General features: G+C 51.8%; 17 protein-coding genes. 7 read left to right on the forward strand and 10 right to left on the reverse strand.

The genetic code is table 11. The features are described from left to right. Positions 1-26: 26 nt before the first annotated feature. Positions 27-650, reverse strand: coding sequence for a hypothetical protein (locus SH467x_RS15045; RefSeq protein ID WP_482367931.1), 624 nt, complete (start codon positions 648-650; stop codon positions 27-29). Positions 651-726: 76 nt separating this feature from the next. On the opposite strand from SH467x_RS15045, the gene polX reads away from it, so the two are divergent. Next, the gene (polX, locus tag SH467x_RS15050; RefSeq protein WP_482367932.1) at positions 727-2,457 is read left to right on the forward strand and encodes a DNA polymerase/3'-5' exonuclease PolX; all 1,731 of its coding nucleotides are present in this window, start codon (positions 727-729) and stop codon (positions 2,455-2,457) included. Positions 2,458-2,462: 5 nt separating this feature from the next. Next, positions 2,463-3,098 carry a nicotinate (nicotinamide) nucleotide adenylyltransferase gene (gene nadD / locus SH467x_RS15055; RefSeq protein ID WP_482367933.1) on the forward strand — a complete coding sequence of 212 codons (636 nt, stop codon included), beginning with the start codon at positions 2,463-2,465 and terminating at the stop codon, positions 3,096-3,098. Here the strand turns inward: nadD and SH467x_RS15060 are convergent. Next, the gene (locus tag SH467x_RS15060; RefSeq protein ID WP_482367934.1) at positions 3,059-4,120 is read right to left on the reverse strand and encodes an SAM-dependent methyltransferase; all 1,062 of its coding nucleotides are present in this window, start codon (positions 4,118-4,120) and stop codon (positions 3,059-3,061) included. The two genes, nadD and SH467x_RS15060, sit on opposite strands and share 40 nt — an antisense overlap. Before the next feature lie 248 nt (positions 4,121-4,368). Here SH467x_RS15060 and infA point away from each other — a divergent pair, with 248 nt between their 5' ends. Further along, complete coding sequence (gene infA, locus SH467x_RS15065; protein WP_482367935.1) at positions 4,369-4,590, forward strand: translation initiation factor IF-1; 222 nt, start codon at positions 4,369-4,371, stop codon at positions 4,588-4,590. Positions 4,591-5,015: 425 nt separating this feature from the next. Then, positions 5,016-6,710: a hypothetical protein gene (locus SH467x_RS15070; protein ID WP_482367936.1), complete on the forward strand. Its 1,695-nt coding sequence runs from the start codon at positions 5,016-5,018 to the stop codon at positions 6,708-6,710. Between the two features lie 340 nt (positions 6,711-7,050). Here the strand turns inward: SH467x_RS15070 and SH467x_RS15075 are convergent, their stop codons facing one another. From SH467x_RS15075 to SH467x_RS15085, 3 genes are all read right to left on the reverse strand, one after another. Beyond that, a complete protein-coding gene (locus SH467x_RS15075) occupies positions 7,051-7,833 on the reverse strand; it encodes a DUF1553 domain-containing protein (RefSeq protein WP_482371379.1) in 783 nt (260 codons plus the stop codon). A gap of 339 nt (positions 7,834-8,172) precedes the next feature. Continuing rightward, positions 8,173-8,487, reverse strand: coding sequence for a hypothetical protein (locus SH467x_RS15080; RefSeq protein ID WP_482367937.1), 315 nt, complete (start codon positions 8,485-8,487; stop codon positions 8,173-8,175). Continuing rightward, entirely contained in the window at positions 8,481-9,467 is a 987-nt protein-coding gene (locus SH467x_RS15085) for a hypothetical protein (RefSeq protein WP_482367938.1), read from the reverse strand. Before SH467x_RS15085 ends, SH467x_RS15080 begins: the two co-directional genes overlap by 7 nt. 535 nt (positions 9,468-10,002) lie before the next feature. Here SH467x_RS15085 and SH467x_RS15090 point away from each other — a divergent pair. Continuing rightward, entirely contained in the window at positions 10,003-11,217 is a 1,215-nt protein-coding gene (locus SH467x_RS15090; RefSeq protein WP_482367939.1) for a Fic family protein, read from the forward strand. A 171-nt stretch (positions 11,218-11,388) separates the two neighbouring features. Then, a complete protein-coding gene (locus tag SH467x_RS15095) occupies positions 11,389-12,609 on the forward strand; it encodes a DDE-type integrase/transposase/recombinase (protein ID WP_482367940.1) in 1,221 nt (406 codons plus the stop codon). Between the two features lie 417 nt (positions 12,610-13,026). On the opposite strand, the gene SH467x_RS15100 is transcribed toward SH467x_RS15095, so the two are convergent. The 3 genes from SH467x_RS15100 to SH467x_RS15110 all read right to left on the reverse strand — a co-directional run bounded on the left by SH467x_RS15100 (position 13,027) and on the right by SH467x_RS15110 (position 16,246). Then, a complete protein-coding gene (locus SH467x_RS15100; RefSeq protein WP_482367941.1) occupies positions 13,027-13,737 on the reverse strand; it encodes a leucine-rich repeat domain-containing protein in 711 nt (236 codons plus the stop codon). Positions 13,738-14,542: 805 nt separating this feature from the next. Beyond that, entirely contained in the window at positions 14,543-15,763 is a 1,221-nt protein-coding gene (locus SH467x_RS15105) for a transglutaminase family protein (RefSeq protein WP_482367942.1), read from the reverse strand. 162 nt (positions 15,764-15,925) lie between these two features. Then, positions 15,926-16,246, reverse strand: coding sequence for a hypothetical protein (locus tag SH467x_RS15110; protein WP_482367943.1), 321 nt, complete (start codon positions 16,244-16,246; stop codon positions 15,926-15,928). 151 nt (positions 16,247-16,397) lie between these two features. Between SH467x_RS15110 and SH467x_RS15115 the strand changes: the two genes are divergently transcribed. Continuing rightward, positions 16,398-17,618, forward strand: coding sequence for a DDE-type integrase/transposase/recombinase (locus SH467x_RS15115; protein ID WP_482367944.1), 1,221 nt, complete (start codon positions 16,398-16,400; stop codon positions 17,616-17,618). Between the two features lie 325 nt (positions 17,619-17,943). On the opposite strand, the gene SH467x_RS15120 is transcribed toward SH467x_RS15115, so the two are convergent. Further along, complete coding sequence (locus tag SH467x_RS15120) at positions 17,944-18,480, reverse strand: hypothetical protein (RefSeq protein ID WP_482367945.1); 537 nt, start codon at positions 18,478-18,480, stop codon at positions 17,944-17,946. After that, a complete protein-coding gene (locus SH467x_RS15125; RefSeq protein WP_482367946.1) occupies positions 18,480-20,051 on the reverse strand; it encodes an RHS repeat domain-containing protein in 1,572 nt (523 codons plus the stop codon). Before SH467x_RS15125 ends, SH467x_RS15120 begins: the two co-directional genes overlap by 1 nt. Positions 20,052-20,136 lie beyond the last annotated feature (85 nt).

Below are 20,136 nucleotides of genomic sequence, written 5' to 3' on the forward strand. Positions count from 1 at the left end.
AGAACAATCGCGGATTTCGGCAGCGGCTATCGAGCGACGATTCTCTCGCTTCCTTCAGGCGTCGCGGCTCTCCATTCCTGCGGTTCGTCCGACTGAAGCATCAACTTGAGGAACAACCAAATCAACACCCAAACGATCAACAATACAACATGCATGACGATGGCATGGGTGATCGTCCAAAGGAAAACTGCCAAAAATGCCATGCTGGTCGCGGGAACATCCGGGCGCATTTCAAGTTGAAACGGGGAGACGATCGCGGCGGAACAAAAACCGCACATGAGATCGATGAAGGTACCGATCGGAAAAATGATCGAAGCAATCAGCCGTAGGGTGTAGGTGGCATAAAGAGAATACCGAACCGCCTTTTGTTTCCGAAAAGCCTTGTCATGCGTCCGATAGTCGATCAACACATAAAGAAAGATGAAGATCGCGATCCCGAGTAGCATCGCCGGCCAAGTCCCGCGCGGGATGATACTCGTGGCAATGATAAAGCTGGGAGCAGCCGCCACACTGCAGACGAGTGTCCAAGTCCCCAACGAGCGGATGTGGGAAAACTCCACCTGTGTCGACGGGGCGGACACCGCGATCGGTTCTGGATAAATGGACGCTTGGTATGGGTTGATTTCGGACATATAACGGTGCTTGGACACGGGCGATGGATGTCATCCGGTTCGAATGATCATTGTAGACCGTTTTTTTTCTCCGGGGTGCGTGGAATAGGCTGTCATGATTTCAAACGTCGAAATTGCGAATCTATTTGAAGAAATGGCGGACTTGCTCGAGCTATCGGGCGAGAATGCTTTTCGTATTCGGGCGTATCGCAATGGGGCGAAAGCCATCGCCGAGATGTCAGAAAGCGTTGCGACTTGGATCCGCGAAGGAAGAGATCTCACAAGCGTTGAAGGGATCGGGGAAACGTTGGCGGACAAGACGAAAGTGATTGTCGAAACGGGTAATTTGCCCCAGCTCGAAAAACTTCGCATCGCCGTTCCTGCCTCGTTGCGAACGATCATGGCCATCCCGGGGCTGGGGGCCAAAAAAGCGATGAAGCTCTTTCAGGAATTGGGCGTGCACGATCTGGTGAGCCTCCGATCCGCGTGCGAATCCGGCTTGGTCGCAGGCCTTAAAGGATTCGGGGAGAAAACGCAAACCAGTATCCTCGCAAACATGCAAATCGCCGAGAAAGCCGCAACACGGATCTTGGCCGATGCCGCGGAGAAGCTCGTTCAGCTTATTCGTAAGCATATGTCGCAATGCCCTACCCTGGAACGCATCGAGTTCGCTGGAAGCTACCGACGGGGTAAAGAATCGGTTGGCGATCTCGATGTGTTGGTCACCAGCGTCGACGCGAATGCGGTGATGGATCACTTTGGAAAACTCACCATGATCCAGGAAGTCATTCAGCGCGGCGATACGAAGATGAGCGTACGTGTCCATGACTCCTTTCAAGTCGATTTGAGAGTGGTCGACGATGCGAGCTGGGGTGCTGCCCTTCAGTACTTCACCGGCAGCAAAGAACACAATGTTCGCATTCGATCCATGGCGAAAGCGAAAGGGTACAAAATCAATGAGTACGGTGTTTTCGCTACAGCAGACGAAGAGCATCGTGTCGCAGGGGCGAACGAAGAGGAGATTTACCAGTTGCTCGGTCTACCCTGGATGCCCCCCGAGTTACGCGAAGATCGGTTGGAGTTTGAACCCGATAACATCGAAACGATTCAGCAGTTGATCGAGCTTGGAGATATTCGCGGAGATCTGCACATGCACACCCATGCGACCGACGGCGAAAACTCGATCGAAGAAATGGTGGAGGCTGCCAAGCAACGAGGGCTTTCCTATATCGCGATCACGGACCACTCAAAACGCGTGAGCATGGCGCGTGGCTTGGATGAAAACCGGCTTCGCGCGCAATGGAAAGCAATCGATGCCATCAACCGAAACTCGGACGGTTCGTTCTGGATCTTCAAGGGAGTCGAATGCGATATTCTCGAGAATGGGAAAATGGACTTGGCCGACGATTGCCTAGCTGAGGCCGATTGGGTCATCGGAAGTATCCATTACGGCCAGAAGCAACCTCGAGACCAGATCACCGAACGGATTCTCAATGCGATCCATCACCCCCACGTCCATATGATTGGACACCCCACCGGCAGATTGATCGGAAAACGAGACCCCTATGATGTGGACTTGGAGCAGGTCATGTCGGCCGCACTCGAAAAGGGAAAGGTGCTCGAACTCAACGCCAATCCCCATCGGCTCGATTTGAACGATCTTCACACGATGACCGCCGTGAAACTAGGAATCACAATCGCTATCGACACCGATGCACACTCCATCCAGAACTTGGATCTGATGAAATATGGGATACACCAAGCCAGGCGCGCGGGAGTTCGACCATCGCAAGTCCTCAACACCCTCTCTCTTTCCGATATTCGAATTCGCCTAGGAGTGAGCTGATCATCATGCGACGCATCGGTATTTTTGGTGGCTCGTTTGACCCGATTCACATGGCCCATCTCATCCTGGCAGAATGCTGCCGAGAGGCCTTGGAGTTGGAGCAAGTTCTCTTTATTCCGGCATTCATTTCGCCCCTCAAACAAGACTCGCTTCCGATTGATTCAAAACATCGTGTCGAAATGATTCGGCTTGCAATCGGCGGTAATTCTGCTTTTCGAATCGACACACGCGAACTGGATCGAGGAGGAGTGAGCTATACAATCGATACCGTGCAAGAATTGAAACGGGAGTATCCGAATGCTGAGTTGGTATTGCTGATGGGAGCCGATTCGGTTCAGGATCTACCGAAGTGGAAATCGCCGGAGGAACTGCTGGAGTTGATTTCAATTGGCGCCATCTCGCGAGGCGGGCTCGGTGACCCACCCTGGGAAGCGATCCGCGGTTTGGTAAGCGAGGAACGTTGGTTGCAACTGCAGAAACGAATCGATGCACCGCAGTTGGAGCTGAGTTCGAGCACGTTGCGGCAGCGCATCGCGTCCGGGCATTCGATACGCTATCAAGTCCCAACGTCGGTTGAGATGTATATCCAGCAGCATCAACTTTATTTCAACGCCGCCAAGCAATACTCGCGGCGATTGTGAGCCAACTGACGAGCATCGACCCGGGAGTATCCCCAACTGTGAACGCGCTCTAGGTGATCGGGGATCAACTTCGCATGGTCCCAGTCGGAAAGTTTGATCGTAAGGATGAGACCTTCGATGCGCGAGGTGGGGTAAGTCACGATGGCTTCGATGGTATCGAGCGTATAGTTCGGAGCGACATTCGCATCGCAAATCAGGTACTTGAAGGGAGCGAACTCCTTGCGTTTGACTTGCAGCGATCGGGATCGCCAATGGGTAAAGGAAGGATGGTCTGCGATCCTTTCGTCCATATCCGCTGGATCGACACCGGTCACCTTGGCACCAAGGTCGAGGAGCAGTTGGCAAGCACCGCCGGGGGAGGAGCCGATTTCGACGACGCGATCGCCAGGTTTGATCGGCATCTCGCTCCAGCGAATGGCCTCCGCCAGTTTCAAATAGGCGCGGCTGATCATTCCTTCGGGAATCGAGGGTGCGTAGACCCCGCCGGCCCAGCCGTCCTCGGTCGACTGAACCGGTTTCGCAGCTAGCCACCATCGATTGGGTTCGTCGAGGCAGACCTCGAGGATCTTGGTGTCGGCCGATGCGATGTGGTCGCTCGAGGCTCGACGCGGGTCGCCAAGATTGTCGAGCGCCGTGTTGAATTTTTCGACCAAGAACGAAGCCAAGGCCGACCGGCCCGGTTCGAAGCCATGCCAGCCGGGTTGGGCAACGTCTCGCTGCCAAATGTGGAGGTGTTCCCAATCGAGCGGGCTCACTTTGTGGAGGATCGAATCGATCATTGGCTCAGCCAAGTCCCCTTCAAGCCGTTCGAGCACATGGCCGCGCGAACGGATTAATGGATGCTCAGGTAGAGAACGGGACCAAGGGGGGGTAGCCAAGTTCGATTTGAATGTGACAAAGCCTTTTTGCGAGTAGGCCAAACGGTAGGGACCGTTCGGTTCGCACAGCAATTCCTTGAGGATCTTCTCGGCGCCGTGCTGGCAGGCTGCGTAAACAAAGGGACTGGTGAAGGGTTGGTTCATGCGTTGGGTGAGGAATCGGGAGGACAAACTCGGAGGATTCGGGATCCGCACGAAGAGATAGCATGATATTTCGTAAATTCTTCATTAAGCCCCCGAAAGTGGCGAGAAAAGCGTACTTTTCAGACTCTTTGAAGTGGACGATGGTCGGCGTGCTCGCCTATAACTATGCGAACAGCGACAGAATTATTTGACGCAGGACACCATCCGCCGGGGGGACCCCGCCCAGCAGTATTCAGCCCTAGAAATTTATGGCAAAGAACGAAGAAGCATTCGAAGTCGAAGGTACCGTAACCCAAGCATTGGCCAACACCCGTTTCCGCGTTCAGCTGGAAACCGGATCGGAGGTTCTCGCACACGTGGCCGGAAAGATGCGAAAGAACTTTATTCGGATTGTACCCGGGGATAAGGTAAGGGTTGAACTTTCCCCTTATGACTTGAGCAAAGGCCGTATCGTCTTCCGCGAGCGCTAAGATCTGTTGCGCGAACGCCTCGCCCGTTAGGCTAGCCCCCAATGCTGGCTACGCTTCCGCGAACGCCGAGCGGTTGGTGTCGAATGTCTCACACTGGTCGAATGTCTCACACTGTTGGATCGTCGCGCAGTGCATTGGGAAGCCGTGTCGACCATCAACAATCCTTCATCGCCTGATGGACGGCCGTTGCGGGAGCAGCTTTCTCTGAATCGGGGTGCTCCTTCTGCGGTTCACCACCGAAATTGCTTTGTTCTCAGCTCGCAGCCCACGTTCCTCTCCGATATATTTCTTGGCGGGCGAGGATAATGTTTTGTTCCAAGATGCCGAGTTTTGGGGCGAATTGGTTTCGCTCGGTTGCCGATGCCTTCCGAAGCTCGCTCGCGTTCCCTTGTTCAGTCTAGTTCTGATCGTCGTAGGAGTCTTAAATGAAGATGAAGTGGTTTGTTCGTTCAAGTGTCATGGCTGCCCTTGCGTTTGCAGCTCCGACACCAGCCGATTTGCTATATGCGCAGGGAGCGAAGAGCCAATCAGCTTCTGCCGTGATCGAGGAGGAAGATGACGCATCTGTCGTTGTCGTCGGATTGGCTCCCGTCGATACGATGCTCCCCAACGTCCAGCACTTGGCTCGTCTCATCGCAGGCGGTGGCGGCGCGGGCACGGTCGCAACACTAATCAAGCAATACACGGGCGGTCTCGATACCGCGCGCCCTGCTGGAGTCTTTGTCGAGCTTGACGAGTCGGGAACGCCTTCTCCCATCGCATGCCTCCCTCTTCGTAATTTGGACGAGTTCTTCCAACAACTGGTGATCTTCGGCGAACCCGAAGACCTGGGTGATGGCCTCTATTCCTTCAACATCGGCAACTCGATCTACCTTCGCAAAGTAGAAGGATGGCTCGTTGTCGGGCAATCGGAAGATGCGGTTTTGAATTTCGATACGACCATCGCCGAGAACTTGAAAGGCATGGTTGCCAAGTACGATTTGCGTGTCCAAGTCAACCCGCAAAACATTCCGGATGAACTCCTGCAGTTCTTCATGAGCCAGATGCAAGCGGGTATCGAACAGGGGATGGCCAGCAACCCCAACATGGATGAAGAGCAAGCCGAAGCGGCACGCGCGAACGCCGAGCAAATGATGGCCAGCTTCCAAGAAGGAATCGAAGGGACTGAAAAGTTTGTGATCGGTCTGGCTGTTAACAAAGCCGATAAGAGGACAATGCTTGACATCGGGACCAAGTTTGTCGAAGGCTCGAAATTCGCGGCCCAAATCGAAAAGGTCAAGGGAAGCATGGCGACCCTCGCCGGGATCCCTCAAGACGCTTCGATGATGAGCGCTCAATCGTTGCAATTGATCGCTCCCGAAGAAGTGAAGCAATTGGAAGACACGATGAGCACCTCGATCGAAGCTGCATTCAAGCAGATCGAAGAGAATGCGAAGAATCCTGAAGATGCCGCGAAAGCAAAGGATTTCATCAACCGACTCGTGGAGCTTGTCATGGACAGCGCTCGCGAAGGGAAAATGGAATCGGCTCTCAATATCACTGTTGATAAAAACCTCAATGCCGTCGGTAGCTTCACCGTAGCCGATGGAAAGAAAGTGGAAGCTCTCGCTGCAGAAGCGTCGAAGGCTTTGGCAACGGAAAAAGACGTACCCGTCAAACTTCAAGTCAATACGGGCAAGCACGGCGGTGCAAACCTTCACAAGCTGACCGTTCCCCTTCCGCCAGAAGCGGACGACGCGGCTCGCAAGGTGTTCGGCGATGAAGTGACCGTGGCCATTGCGACGACCCCCAAGGCTGTGCACTTGGCATTGGGCAAAGACTGCGACACGGTGATCAAGTCGACAATCGATCGCGTGGCCGCCAAGCCATCGTCGCCAGCTGAAATGGTCAAGGCTCGTTTCAACTTGACCCAACTCCTCACCTATATTCAATCGGTCCAATCCAATCCTGTCGTCGATGCCATGCTAGAAACGGCATCGGGCGGCGCTGACAAGGTGATGGTCGATTCCAAGGTAGGAGATCGCGAGTCTGTCGTTCGAATTACGTTCGAAGACAATGTGATCAAAGCGATTTCGTCCGGTGCGAAGGCTGCTCAAGGCGGCGGGCAAGGCGGCTTCTAGGCCAGCCCTGACCCGCTCGAAGCGGATCCGATTCGTGAAAGATCAAGAAGGGGAGAGTGAATACTCTCCCCTTCGCTATTTAGTGCGTTCTCTGCGTTTCACAGTCTCCGAAGGCATACACGTAGGAATGCGCCAGCCTTCCCTGTGTGTCCATCGCTTGAAGGGACGCAAGATGACGGCTAGAGAGCGGTTGGCGAACAAAGCGATGTACCGATAGATTCGAACCGCCTTTTTCTACCGACAAGTGGATGTCTGACTTTTAGAAACCACACCTGACGGTGCGTGTACGCCTGCGGCTGACTGTTAAACGATTTGTTCTAAGCAGGACGGGAAGAACGCCTTAAGGAATGAAGAGAAACTCATTCGTATTGAGAAGCACGTTTGCTAACTCAGCAACGGTAGACTGTTCGAGATGACGAAGACTTTGCACGAGCTCTGAGTCTGTTGGTGCGCGGCAGAGGATACGCTCGAACAATCCGACAACCATTTGTTCTTGGCCTTCTAAGTCGCCGGCGAACGATGCTTCGATCTTTTCGGAAGCTTGCACGGCGAGCTCGCTGTTGAGCTGCGCTAGCGCTTGCGGAGCGACGATTGACACGTCGCGCCGGCCGCATGAGGTCGCATTCTCAGGTTGATCAAAGTTCTCCATCCAAGGAAGTCGCAACGTACGCTTCTGAATCAAATACAAGCTTCGCACGTTCTGCTTGGACGGCGGCGAGGGATACCAACCTTTGGTTTTCTCTTTGTTATCGTCGAGAATCGCAGGATTGGTTTGGAGGATGTCTTGGCTCAAATCAGGCCACACCGGCTTTCCCACCTTTTCCAAGTTGATCAGCCCGGAGGTGGAAAGAATGGCATCGCGAAGCTCTTCGGCTCGCAACCGATGCAAAGTTCGGCGCGGGCTCGCCCACTGAGCCTTTTGCGGCGAACTCGTGCGCATCGCATCGGAGACTGCGATCTGGCGGTAAGCGTGGGAAGTGAGGATCAGCCGCTGGACGTATTTGATCGACCAACCATTCGCCATCAATTCGCAGGCCAAGTAATCGAGAAGAGGAAGGTTGCTCGGTGTCGATCCAGTCCAACCAAAGTCATTCGGCGATTCAACCAGCTCCCTAGATACAATGACCGATCAGACGGCCACGGTTCTTCGAACATTACCAACAAGGCCTCCTGAGCCTAGTAATCGTCCCGATGTTCGGCTCAGTACATCAGGCGCACGCCAGTTCTTCCTGCCGAGGGCGACCTGCCTCATCAGTTGCTTCACGCGGTTAGCGCACAATCGCGCTCTATCGTGTGATCAATGCAAAGCAAGAGAAAGCGAACCCGCACTTGTATCACTCCAAAACAACACGAGCTAAGCCTTGTCCAACTGCGTCTTGTACCAAGAAAAGAGGATCACCATGCGAGCGACAAGCTCGAATGATGTAACCTGCTCTACTTTCCACTTTCTGAACTCTACTTTCTAGCCGCTCTGCGGCTCCCGAGTTCTCGAACACTTTTTTCCAAAATGTTCTGCAGCGCCGAATCGGTAGTACTGCGGGCGGCCATCAGCTTGTTGCCGAGTCTGATAACCGCCTGCTCGAACAAACTCCCAGAAATAAGAGACAAATTCGTCGCGGCGCTGGTCCAGGAACAATACGATGTCGAGGTCTTTGGTTGCCCGAAAACTCTGCCCGACAAGCTGCATGGCGAGATCACACGCGGTGCCGCCGATCAGCACATAATTGTCTGTGTAGGCTTCAAAGTGGTCAGCAAACTTGTCAAGTCCTTCTACCATGGCATTCGTTTCAATAAATCATCCAGCGATGCTTCAACGCGTTCGTCTCGGATGTCTTGCATGGACAAATAAAGTGACAGTGGATCTACACTGGCATCCTGGGAAAGTGGACAAGGGTCGTAGCGCCAAAGCTCAACTGTGATCGAGCGCTCCGACTCATCGTCGGGTATAGAGAACCTGGCAAGCTCTGCTCTACACTCTTTCTCGACGCTTGGGCCTAGGGCAATTGTCTGGATCGCACCCTTCGAAATATCTGTACGACTGGCCAACGCGGTCTGTCCGGCTACACGAGACCGGTCGGGAATCGGAAAGTCGTGGAAGACGCGCAGTCTCTTACGCACGGGGGTACGCCAGAACTTCGTGCCGAACTCCCAAGTCTCCTTGGGAGTCCGTGTGAGCTGTAACTCGCGCGAGCGACCATCCTTCTCGATGGTGACCAAGTCAAGCGTCTCTAACTCACTGAAGGAACGGCTTATGGACATCTTCGAACAATCCAACCATTGCGCCATGCGTTGCATGGGAATCGGAAGGTCATGCTTGTGATAGATCGCAAACAGAATGGTGGCTTGAGCAAGCGGGCTCAAATTGTCCGTAGGAATTTTGGCCTGTCGAAAGTACTCCCGCAATTCGATTCCGAACGTGGGAAGGTACAGTTGATTTCCCGGTACGATGAACGCAACCTTTTGTTCGATCAGCCTTTTCCGCTGGTATGCGTCAATCTGATCGCGAACATAGACGAGGTCGCCATCGAATTTCCCCTGTAGAACGTCAAATTGTTTCCGTATGCTGGCTGGCGAGTTCGGCTGTTCGCTTGCATGCACGACCAGAACTGGGCGCTCGAGAATGTGCGTTGTAGCGAAGTCAAATTCTTGGCGAAGGAAGAGTGGTAGCTTGCGCTTATCGGGCCAGTCGCGCAGGTGTACGCAGAGGCCCAACGTCTCGTTAAGATAAGCTTCTGTCTGTTTCCAGGTGGTTTTCATGTGATCCTCTTCGTAACACTGCAAATGCACTGTACCACACAAAGAGTTACAAAGCAACTTTAGTGTTACGATTCCTGCGATCCCCGTACCGACCTTGATAAGGAAACTTCTCGGAGAAGTCGATTTCGCAACTGCTTGAAAAGCAGGGGCTTACGGAGTTCGAGACCGGATCGATCGGTCGTTCTGAGAGTGCCGCGTTACGGAAAATTTGCTTAACAGAAACGCAGTTCGAGACCGGCCAGGGCCAGTCTGAGAGTCGCGGAATGGACCATTAACCTGCTGGTGAATCGCGTTCTCAGTCGCCGCCGACCTTGCGACATGGAATTTCTGCCTGCCGCGATTATTCTCAAAGCTGCCTTTCGGAGTGCAAAAAGTGCGCTCCGCTCACGATTTCCTTCGAACTTACGGCTTTCGGCAATGGCAAGCTTCCGCAACCTCTAGGTAAGTCCAGGCTTCTTGACTAAAACCAGCCGCTAGTCTACAAAAACGCAAATCTATGGATTAGCGAGGCGGGTTGGTTTCGAGGATTGGACTAGTGAATCAAGCAGACTTCCAAAAGGGTTTCCCCGGAAAGCTGGTCGCCACTTATCTCACTGAGTATCTGAATGGGCCAATGGCGCCCCCAACTCAGACAAAAACGTTGGCATTCGTACCCGACCCTCTTCCTCCCAAAATTGATTGGAAGGCATTGCAGATAGAACATTTCGACCGCTATTCCGAAACGCTCTTGGCGCTGGGGAAGATCAATGGTTTGCACAAGCGTGTTGGAAATGCGGCAGCAATGTTGCGAACCTTGTGGATGCGAGAAGCGAAGCTTTCCTCTGAAGTAGAAAACATTCACACGACGGCAGAAGAGCTTGTATTGGCTGGGGCTGGTCGTTTATTGCATCCGCGTGATAGCAGTCTTGAAAGCTGGAACTATGTCCGAGCGCTCGAACATGGGATCCATTCTGACTTGCCATGGTCATCACGACTCATTCGGGAAATGCACGCTATATTGTTACAGAGCGTTCGCGGCAAAAATCATCGCCCAGGTTTGTTTCGCGATAAAGGTGTTTACTTGAGCGGGCCGCTACCTGGAGCTCAACACGCTCGCTTTATTCCCATGCCTCCGGGAGATGAGTTGCTTAATGCAATTCGCGATCTTGAAGCCTTCGTAAACAACTCTCATGACCATATCCCTCCTCTCTTCGCTGTTGCGATCACTCACTACCAATTCGAAACCATCCATCCATTCAGTGACGGGAACGGGCGAATAGGGCGCGTTCTCATTTCACGATCCCTGGTAAAGGAGAAACTGCTCGAGCACCCTGTTGTCTACATGAGTGCTTACATCAACGAAAATCGTAAGCAATACGTCGACCTTCTTTTACGAATCAGTCAACAAGGTGGTCAAGCTTGGTCTGACTGGATTGGGTTTTTCTTGGAGGCTATTCGAACTCAGACGCTTGATGCCATCTGGCGAAGTGAAGAATTGATTAATCTGCAAGTTCGCTTTCAAGACCTTCTTAAAACCGATGGGGCACCAACGAGGTTGTTTCCAGTCGTCGAATCCTTATTTGCTTCGCCAGCAATGAATATTGCCGATCTTATGAAACATACACAAACCACAAAAACGACAGCAGGAAAGGACATGGAGCGTTTGGAGCGTCTTGGTATAGTCAGAGAGATTACTGGACGAGAGCGAGAGCGAGATTGGCTCGCGCAAGATATCGTCGACGTTATTTCCAAGGAATCGCCTCAGCAATAACCAGTACCAAGCCCCTGCAAAAACAAGTAGTTGCTCTCGAATGAACTGGGTAATGCAAGTTCACAGGAATGACTTTAAATCGCACCTAAACGCCAGCAGAACTCGTATGATCACCGTTTGCGGGAATTGGTCTTCCAATCTGGAAGAAGGGAGACCGCACGACGAATCGGTGTGCCTCGATCCACGATCCATGGCTGGACGAAGGCTCGACCTAGACCGGTCGTGACACTGATTGCAAAAGGTGATTATGTCGAGAGCCTCGAAAAGAGGGTCTACCTTCTCGAACGACGCACAGCACGATTGAAAGCTTTGCTTCGACTGTGCGTTTTCTTGCTTCGGCTATCTGGCTTTTCGCTTACCTACCAACGCTTACCTCAAGGAAGCGATAAAGAAAAACTCCTCCGAGTCATTGATCGTGCAAGCCGATTCGTTCGATTGCCAAGATTGCTTGGCTGCATTGGAATCTCTTCTTCACGCTTCTACGATTGGAAGAACGCGCAAGAATGTGGACTCGATGATGTCTCGTCTTGTCCCAGATCTTTGCCAGGGCAAATGACTGCGACGGAACGCTCCGAAATGCGATCGATGGTGCAGTCTGAAGACTATCGTCATCTCAGCGTCGGATCAATCGCTCGGTTGGCCGCGCGCTTGGGAAAGGTCTACGCTTGTACCTCGACTTGGTACCGAGCAATTCAAAATGGAAATTGGATCCGGTCTCGCAAACGCATCTACCCACCGAAACCGCGCTTCAGATTACGAGCTACGAGGCCGAACAAGTATTGGCATGTCGACACAACCATTGTTCGATTGCTCGATGGCAGCCGCGTGTACCTTCACGCAATTCTCGATAACTTCTCACGCCGCATTCTCGCATGGAGATTGAACGACACTTTCGAAACCGGTACAACCGCGGAACTCCTCAAGGATGCAGCGAGGGGACTCCCCGAAAACACAGTACCCTCTGCGGTCATGGATTCGGACGTTGAAAACGTGAATGGCACAGTAAATGAGCTTGTTTCTGATGGCACCATCCAACGTATCCTTGCGCAGGTCGACATTATCGAATCGAACAGCATGATCGAAGCCTGGTGGCGTCAGCTGAAGCACCAGTGGTTGTACTTGAACGAACTCGATCGTGCGAATTCGGTGCGCAAGCTCATTGCTTTCTACGTCGAGCAGCACAATTCGGTTGTTCCCCATTTTGCATTTCAAGGGCAGACGCCCGACGAGATGGTCTTTGGGACCGGAGCGAAAGTTCCGGTGGACCTTAAAGAGAAGCGAGCAACAGCGAGAGCTGCAAGGATAGCGCACAATCGCGCTCTATCGTGTGATCGATGCAAAGCGAGAGAAAGTGAACCAGAACTTGTATCACTCCAAAACAACACGAGCTAAGCCTTGTCCAACTGTGTCTTGTACCAAGAAAAGAGGATCACCAAGCGAGCGACAAGCTCGATGGATGTCTACAAGACCGTCGCAATCCAGAAAATCGAGGTTGAGCCAACTCACAAAACAATGGAAACGCCCCAACCGATCAACGATTTGCACCGAAGTGAGTCCAAGCTCATCGATTGCACGAGATGTGCCTCATAGAAACTCGCGCCGCACCATCAACTCTTCTAATAGCGCCGAGTTCTCGAACGCTTTTCTCCAGAATGTTCTGCAGCGCCGAAGCTCTGCAAATCATCGTATATGCCTCCTTAATCTGTAGCATTTGGTTTAACGGTCAATCAATGGACTTTTGGAATCTGAGGGTTTCAGTGATTAAGACGCAGTGTAACTTAATCTCCGAGCAATATCGACCGCGTCCGGTTACTCCGATCCAGGAATCGCAAGCACCAAATTGGTATCAACAACCCTCTGCCGTCGATTGCCTGAACCAGCGTGCTGCACTACGAGCCTATTGAGATTATAAAAGCCGCTCAACGTTTCAATCGTGCAATCTCCATCAACGCAAATACTTAAAAAGTCTAGCTTTTCCCCAACGTGTTTTGAAATTGCTATGACTTGTCTATTCGAGAGAGGATGCCCACCAATAGAAAGACTCTTGAGCGCTTTAAGATCTGCGAAAGCGGAAAAGTCACCTGTTCTTATGCCCTTGGCATGAACGTCAAGGTGATCGAGATTTGTCAAGGCAATCAACCACCAAAAGTCTTCAACCGGAAAACTGCAACGTATGGAAAGGCTCTCTAATTTGCGAAGTCTTCCAATTCGTGTGAAAATGTCCTTTGTGTAGAGCTTATCGCTTGAAAGGGTCAGTGAACGGAGCATAGGTAAGGAATCGAGCCAATCAAAGTTTTCCTCGTTTCCAGTTGCAAAGATGCTCAATTGTTCGATAGTCGATAAAGCAGCTATTTTTGACAGCGCTTCCGGCGCGATTTTGACCTCGTCAGGATGATCCCCCAATTCCAAATTTCGCAAGGACTCAAGTTTACTCAAACTTTCAATCTCGTCCGAATCAACGTTGTGTTGCAACAATCGAACGGTTTCGACTGTTTGAAGACTATCAGCGTTGTCTTTCAAGAAATTTACCAGTACAGCGCTTGGGCCGTTATGAACCAAACCGACCGGCCGGCCGGAAGCATCGCGTTCAACGTAGACTTCGCCGCATTGACCAACGGACGAGGCTAGCGCGATGGCAATCAAAATCAGTGCGAGTCTTTTCATAAGGAGCACTTGCTCTTCTTAGTGTCACCACGGTCGTCATCACACTTACTCCATTGTGTTGTAATTTCTGGGAACTTAGAGTTTGGCGTGACCCTTCTCGACTTACATTTGTAGCAGACATATTCCCAGCAAATGCTTGCTTTACACGGTTCCTTACAAGGCAAATCCTTATCGGGCTCACAACTCGACTGGTAGCGAACCATTACTGATTCACCGTTCTTACAGTCTGCCCAAGGTAGCCCTGCGACCGGAGGCGCTTTGCCAGTTGCTGGAGAAGTTGGACGCATCCGATTTCCTTGAAGACTCTTGCATGAGCATTTCTCGTTTCCGTTTTCAAAGTCATTTACCGGCCAGTTATCTACTGGTTCAGGCCACAGTATCGGCCCAGCGTTTGGATTTCCGACAGGGTAAGGTGGATAACCATCTGGTCCAGGAGTATCGTGTGTGGCACCAACATCTTCATCCCTTGTTCCCATCGCATCAATTCGATTCACCGTTTTGCCGGACAAGAATAAATAGTGACTCGAACTGCCGCCTTCAAATCCAAGAGGGTCTCGTGACAAAAAGCGACCTAGGCCAGGATCGTACATCGCGGATGCGCTCGACGTCAGCATTGATGCAGCCAGTAATCCAATCAAGCCGATTGCGAAACGAGTTCGATTCATCTTCCTGAAGCTCCCCTGTGAAAGTTAGAAAAGCTTGGCGGCGTAAAGTGGTTGAAGACATCGTGGTTTGGATTCCCTGGCGTTATTGGTTTTCCAAATCCAAATGTCGCAGTCGGAGTTGAAGTTGGTGGTCCAAATTGATTGAATTGCTGGTCGCGTTGTTGACGCAATCGTTCTTGCTGAGCAAGTAGCTCAGGAAAGTCATCAATGGTCTTGGGGCGAACTAGTCGTGAAAGAAAACCGCGATACATCGGATGCGGATAGTGCTTCACAGCAAGCGAATAACATACGGCGGCGTCGGAACGATTGCCGCTGTCTTCCAAACAATGGCCCCGTGCGGCAAGAAAAGCCGCAAAGGACTCGGCATTCGAAAGGGATTTCAGATAAAGTCCGGCATCTACCTCAGGTTGAGCGATCGGGTGTGGCCAACTCATGTAGTGATCATCGGCGAAGCTGTTCATGCCCCGGTTGGTGCCTTCAACATTCACTCGTTCGCCCGACTTGTCCCATCGGCAAAATAGATGCTCCTTCGCGTTCACCAAATAAACTGGATAACCAAGCCGTCGAGCGACCGCCGTGTACAGGACTGGCATCGAGACACAAGTACCACCGTTTGAGCTGCCAACCATACCGTGAAGGAAAAGATCTTGGCTCTTGGTGAAGACAATATCGTTGACTCGCTTCAAGTTGTAATGAACGCCAAAGTCCTGCTGCAATACAGTTACTAGCATCAACATCCGGAAGTAAGCTTCCGAGTTGTTGAATTCGTTCGGCTTTTGCAAGAACTGGTAGAGGTTGCGATCGGTGTCTATCTTGACCTTCTTCGCCCAGCCATCCAACTGAGCCATTAGCGCTGCAACGTTCACACTCTCCGCGCCGGGCAATCCGTGAGTAGCTCGGAGATTCAGTAAAGCAATGTCTTGATTGCTCAACTCCTCTTCACTCATCATTGTCAAGTCAGCCAACGTTGGAAGTGAAGATTCCTTTGGCTGAGTGGCTCGCAATTTAGGATTCGCACTTTTAATCGCAATTTGAGATGGAGATGAGAGACTCCAGATACCAAGAAGAGAGACGATGGTCGCGCAAAGCGCACTCAACGTCCAGATGCCATATCGCCGCAACGGTCTCGCTAATTCTTTGCTTGTCTCAGTAGATGCAAGCTTGGAGGCGGCTTGTGCCGTATTAGTTTGGCGTTTTCGTCGATCACGTTTTTTCATGGAACTCCGCCTCCAGACTTGCTTGCATACTACCAGCAAGAGAGTATTAAAGGGCACGCAGAACCAAAATGCAACAAAATTTCCTGGCGGGCTTCTGAGGCGTGAATAACTCGCTGATTTGATCACATGATATTCAGATCAACTTGCCCATTTTGACCGGCTTCACGTCTGCGTGATCGCTTGGATGCTGCCGGCAACGACTACAGCTATACGCTCAAGGCTGATCCTCGCTTCCTCGATTGGGCCAGTGCAACCAAGCGAGGTGCGAAGAGTTACCAGACCGCGTTGTTCTTTAATACCCATGCGACAAGTCAGCGACTGCAGGAATGGTTCACGCAGAACAAGCAACGAGCGGCGCTCAAGGAGAGTTGTGAGTTCCAGCGTTTGCGACAGCAATCGATCGAAAGGCGTTTGGACGACTTCGCTTGAGTCATCCCCCGGCAGAAAGCGTTCGTCCTCATCTTTTTTTGGTGGCTCGTTCATTCGCTCAATATAGCATCATGGTGAAGACCGTATCGAGATCTCGAGGGACATTGCATTGATCGCACCTAAGCGCCGACAGAACTCGTATGATCACCGTTTGCGAGAGTTGGTCTTCCAATCCGGAAGGACAGAGACCGCACGACGAATCGGTGTGCCTCGATCCACGATCCATGGCTGGACCAAAGCTCGACCTCGACCGGTCGTGACGCTGACTGCAAAAGGTGATTATGTCGAGAGCCTCGAAAAGAGGGTCTACCTTCTCGAGCGGCGAACAGCGAGATTACGAGCTTTGCTTCGACTGTGCGTCGTCTTGCTTCGGCTATCAGGCTTCGCGCTTACCTACCAACGCTTGCCTCAGGGAAGCGATAAAGAAAAACTCCTCGGCGTCATTGATCTTGCAAGCCGATTCGTTCGATTGTCAAGATTGCTTGGCTGCATTGGAATCTCTTCGTCACGCTACTACGATTGGAAGAACTCGCAAGAATGCGGATTGGATGATGTCTCGTCTTGTCCCAGATCTTTGCCAGGGCAAATGACTGCGACGGAACGCTCCGAAATGCGATCGATGGTGCAGTCTGAAGCCTATCGTCATCTCAGCGTCGGATCGATTGCACGATTGGCCGCGCGCTTGGGAAAGGTCTACGCTTGCACCTCGACTTGGTACCGAGCGATTCAAAGCGGAAATTGGATCCGGTCTCGCAAACGCATCTACCCACCGAAACCTCGAATCGGCTTACGGGCGACGAAGCCAAATGAGTATTGGCATGTCGACACGACCATTGTTCGATTGCTCGATGGCAGCCGCGTGTACCTTCACGCAATTCTCGATAACTTCTCGCGCCGCATTCTCGCATGGAGATTGAATGACACCTTTGAAACAGGTACGACAGCGGAACTCCTTAAGGAAGCAGCGAAGGGACTCCCCGAAAACACAGTACCCTCTGCAGTTATGGACTCGGGCGTTGAAAACGTGAATGGCACGGTAAATGCGATTGTTTCTGATGGCACGATCCAACGTATCCTTGCGCAGGTCGACATTGTCGAATCGAACAGCATGATCGAAGCCTGGTGGCGTCAGCTGAAGCACCAGTGGTTGTATTTGAACGAACTCGATAGCGCGAGTTCCATTCGCAAGCTCATTGCTTTCTACGTGGAGCAGCACAACTCGGTTGTTCCCCATTTTGCTTTTCAAGGGCAGACGCCCGACGAGATGGTCTTTGGGACCGGAGCGAAAGTTCCGGTGGACCTTAATGACAAGCGAGCAGCAGCGAGAGCTGCGAGGATAGCGCACAATCGCGCTCTAAGCTGTGATCGATGCAAAGCAAAAGAAAGCGAACCAGCACTTGTATCACTCCAAAACAACACGAGCTAAGCCATGTGCAAGTGCGTCTTGTACCAAGAAACGAGGATCACCATGCGAGCAACAAAACTCGATGGATGTCTGATTGACCGTCGCAATCCAGAAAATCGAGGTCGAACCAACTCACAAAACTACAGAAACGCCCGAACAGATCGCCCATTTAAATCGAAGTGAGTCCAAGCTCATCGATTGCACGAGGTGGCCCTTAGAGAGACTCTCGCCGCACCATCAACTCGCCTAATAGCGCCGAGTTCTCGAACGCTTTTTTCCAAAATGTTCTGCAGCGCCGAACGGCGGATCCGTTTAATGAGTTGGTTTAGTTCTTATTGGTGAACTATCATTTGTTTTTAACTGGTCTTCCCTCACGAATAAATTCCGAATTCGACCATAATAGATCATCAAAAAAAACAAGGGACTTACCCGATTTTCTATGTGCCTCGATTGAAGCCAATGCGTCATGGATTAAGGGATTTTCTAACAAACCCTTAATCGCATTTTTGGTGATTAAAACACTCTCGCTTTTACCGCAAATAACCGTAATACCTACATAGCTCACATCTTCCGAAATCGTACCTTGTGCTAACGTCTCAACTGTGTCTACAAGTCCACTAAACAGCTGGTCTACTTTGGCGCATTTAAATGAACCTGAACTAAGTCTCCCAAATCGATTCAGGTAGGTCCATGTACACTGATCGCGATCTTCACGCAGGACGATCATTTCGCCAGATACGTCACTATTGCCAGTAGCCTGGGCCTTGCTTGCAACCAAAACTACGACTCGACTTGACTCTGTCCCATCGCTTGACGGTAGGGCGTCTAGTTCAATGTTACCGATGATGGCAATGACGAAGAGGATAACAAAACGGTAACACATTACCTAATTCTCCTTGGCTTCGGTTTCGGTTTTGGCAGCGGGGTGTCGAGGTTCCAATCATGTTCTGGAAATGGTATCGTGTAATTAGGCTCGTCGAGTGGCGGAAATGGAGATGGGTGCACGAAACCCGGTGCTGAATTCAGAAAACCGTCGTCTATTGCAACTTTGCAGCCGCTAGAGGCTTCTCCAATTGTCACTTCTAACCATTCGTGAGTACGATCAATTTCGACGCCGCCAGGATTAATTACCGGACCACCGTTGTGCCTGCAACCTGTTCGTATTCCCGAAAAACACTTACTGTTAGTCGAATTCAATGCGTTCTGAAAAATGACCGCCCATTCGTAGCAAAAGTAGCCCCCTACTGCTTCCGAGTAATCAGAGGCAGGCCCTGCGTTATAGTACTCGTCCCACGAATGCATCAATGCTTCCGTCAACTGCCGAGACTCGATCTCGCATTGATTTGAATCGCATCCGCTTGGTTTTTTGCAGCATTTTCGACAAGTTGCTCGCAAGAGCCCTAGGCCATCTAGCAGTTGAGTGAGTCCATCACGATATGAAGGGCCTTTTGGCCAATCTGGAGGTTCCCGTGGGCATGGTTCCCAAATCGGGCCGTACTGTGAAAGGGTGAAACAAGCGTCTCCGTATGGTGGCTGCGGCGAAGAGTCTCCTGGCTCATGCTTGTAAATAGGACCATTAGCTCCGATTCCAACCACCGCACGTAGCCCTGATGGGTCAAGCTCTCCACGAATCGAAAAATAACACCGGTACAACGAACGACCACCCCGATACCCGATCGGATCCCTCCCCATAAACCTTCCGGCTAGCCCACTCATCCACCTCGCCCTGAAGTGATACAGGCCAAGCGTTTGATCCCATTCTCGCCCTGTGTAGGTATAGCGATTATTAATCGCCGAACTGGCGAGGACAGAGCCTGAGCCATCAAGGATCGTGGGCTGGCCATAGGCCGTATAGGCGTAGCGTTCGGCCACGCTACCAGAAGAAGTGGTTACTGCCGTGATGCTGTACTGCTGGTTGCGGTGGTAGTAGTGAATCGTTCCACTGGTACCAGCTGCCTTGCGCACAACCGGTTCGTCGATGTAGCTAGCGTAGACATAGCGATGCGTTGGCGAGCTAGGAGCATCCCCGTAGCCGTAATCGGCGATCGTCTGCTGGTCATGCTGCACATAGACGAAGGAGCCGGAGGTTCCTTGTCGTGCTACGCGTCTTCCCAGTGCATCGTACTGGAACGTGACATCGTTCGAGCCGTTGTTGTCCACATCGGCGCTCTTGAGCTTGTTGTCGAAGTCGGGGAGCAGGCCGGAGGCTGGAGGCGAGAGGCTGGAGGAAGAAGTGGAACAATCAGGACAAGTGCAATCAGTATATGGGTGACGCGAGTAGGTCAGGAAATGGGTGCGGTTCTGCGCTGTGCCATTGGTGGTGATGCTGTTCCAGTCACCTACACTGGTTAGGCTCCACGATTGGGTAAACGTTCCGCTAGCACGGGCGAAGCCGGTGAGACGGTCCTCGTCGTCGTAACTGGTGCCTGCTGAAGTAAACCCGTAATTGCTCATGGGGAGAAGACTTTAGACGTTAGGCTTTAGGCTTGAGGAAAACAAAGCAGGGATTCGTCGAATTGTACCCGAGCGATCGCTCGCC

Source organism: Brakhagea slesvicensis, assembly GCF_052161625.1.
Classification (GTDB): Bacteria; Planctomycetota; Planctomycetia; order Pirellulales; family Pirellulaceae; genus JBKCUI01.

Coding starts and splice junctions, on each gene's coding strand:
- polX (WP_482367932.1), top strand. CDS start 727: ATGATTTCAAACGTCGAAATTGCGAATCTATTTGAAGAAATGGCGGAC.
- nadD (WP_482367933.1), top strand. CDS start 2,463: ATGCGACGCATCGGTATTTTTGGTGGCTCGTTTGACCCGATTCACATG.
- SH467x_RS15060 (WP_482367934.1), bottom strand. CDS start 4,120: ATGAACCAACCCTTCACCAGTCCCTTTGTTTACGCAGCCTGCCAGCAC.
- infA (WP_482367935.1), top strand. CDS start 4,369: ATGGCAAAGAACGAAGAAGCATTCGAAGTCGAAGGTACCGTAACCCAA.
- SH467x_RS15070 (WP_482367936.1), top strand. CDS start 5,016: ATGAAGATGAAGTGGTTTGTTCGTTCAAGTGTCATGGCTGCCCTTGCG.
- SH467x_RS15080 (WP_482367937.1), bottom strand. CDS start 8,487: ATGGTAGAAGGACTTGACAAGTTTGCTGACCACTTTGAAGCCTACACA.
- SH467x_RS15085 (WP_482367938.1), bottom strand. CDS start 9,467: ATGAAAACCACCTGGAAACAGACAGAAGCTTATCTTAACGAGACGTTG.
- SH467x_RS15105 (WP_482367942.1), bottom strand. CDS start 15,763: ATGAAAAAACGTGATCGACGAAAACGCCAAACTAATACGGCACAAGCC.
- SH467x_RS15110 (WP_482367943.1), bottom strand. CDS start 16,246: ATGAACGAGCCACCAAAAAAAGATGAGGACGAACGCTTTCTGCCGGGG.
- SH467x_RS15120 (WP_482367945.1), bottom strand. CDS start 18,480: ATGTGTTACCGTTTTGTTATCCTCTTCGTCATTGCCATCATCGGTAAC.
- SH467x_RS15125 (WP_482367946.1), bottom strand. CDS start 20,051: ATGAGCAATTACGGGTTTACTTCAGCAGGCACCAGTTACGACGACGAG.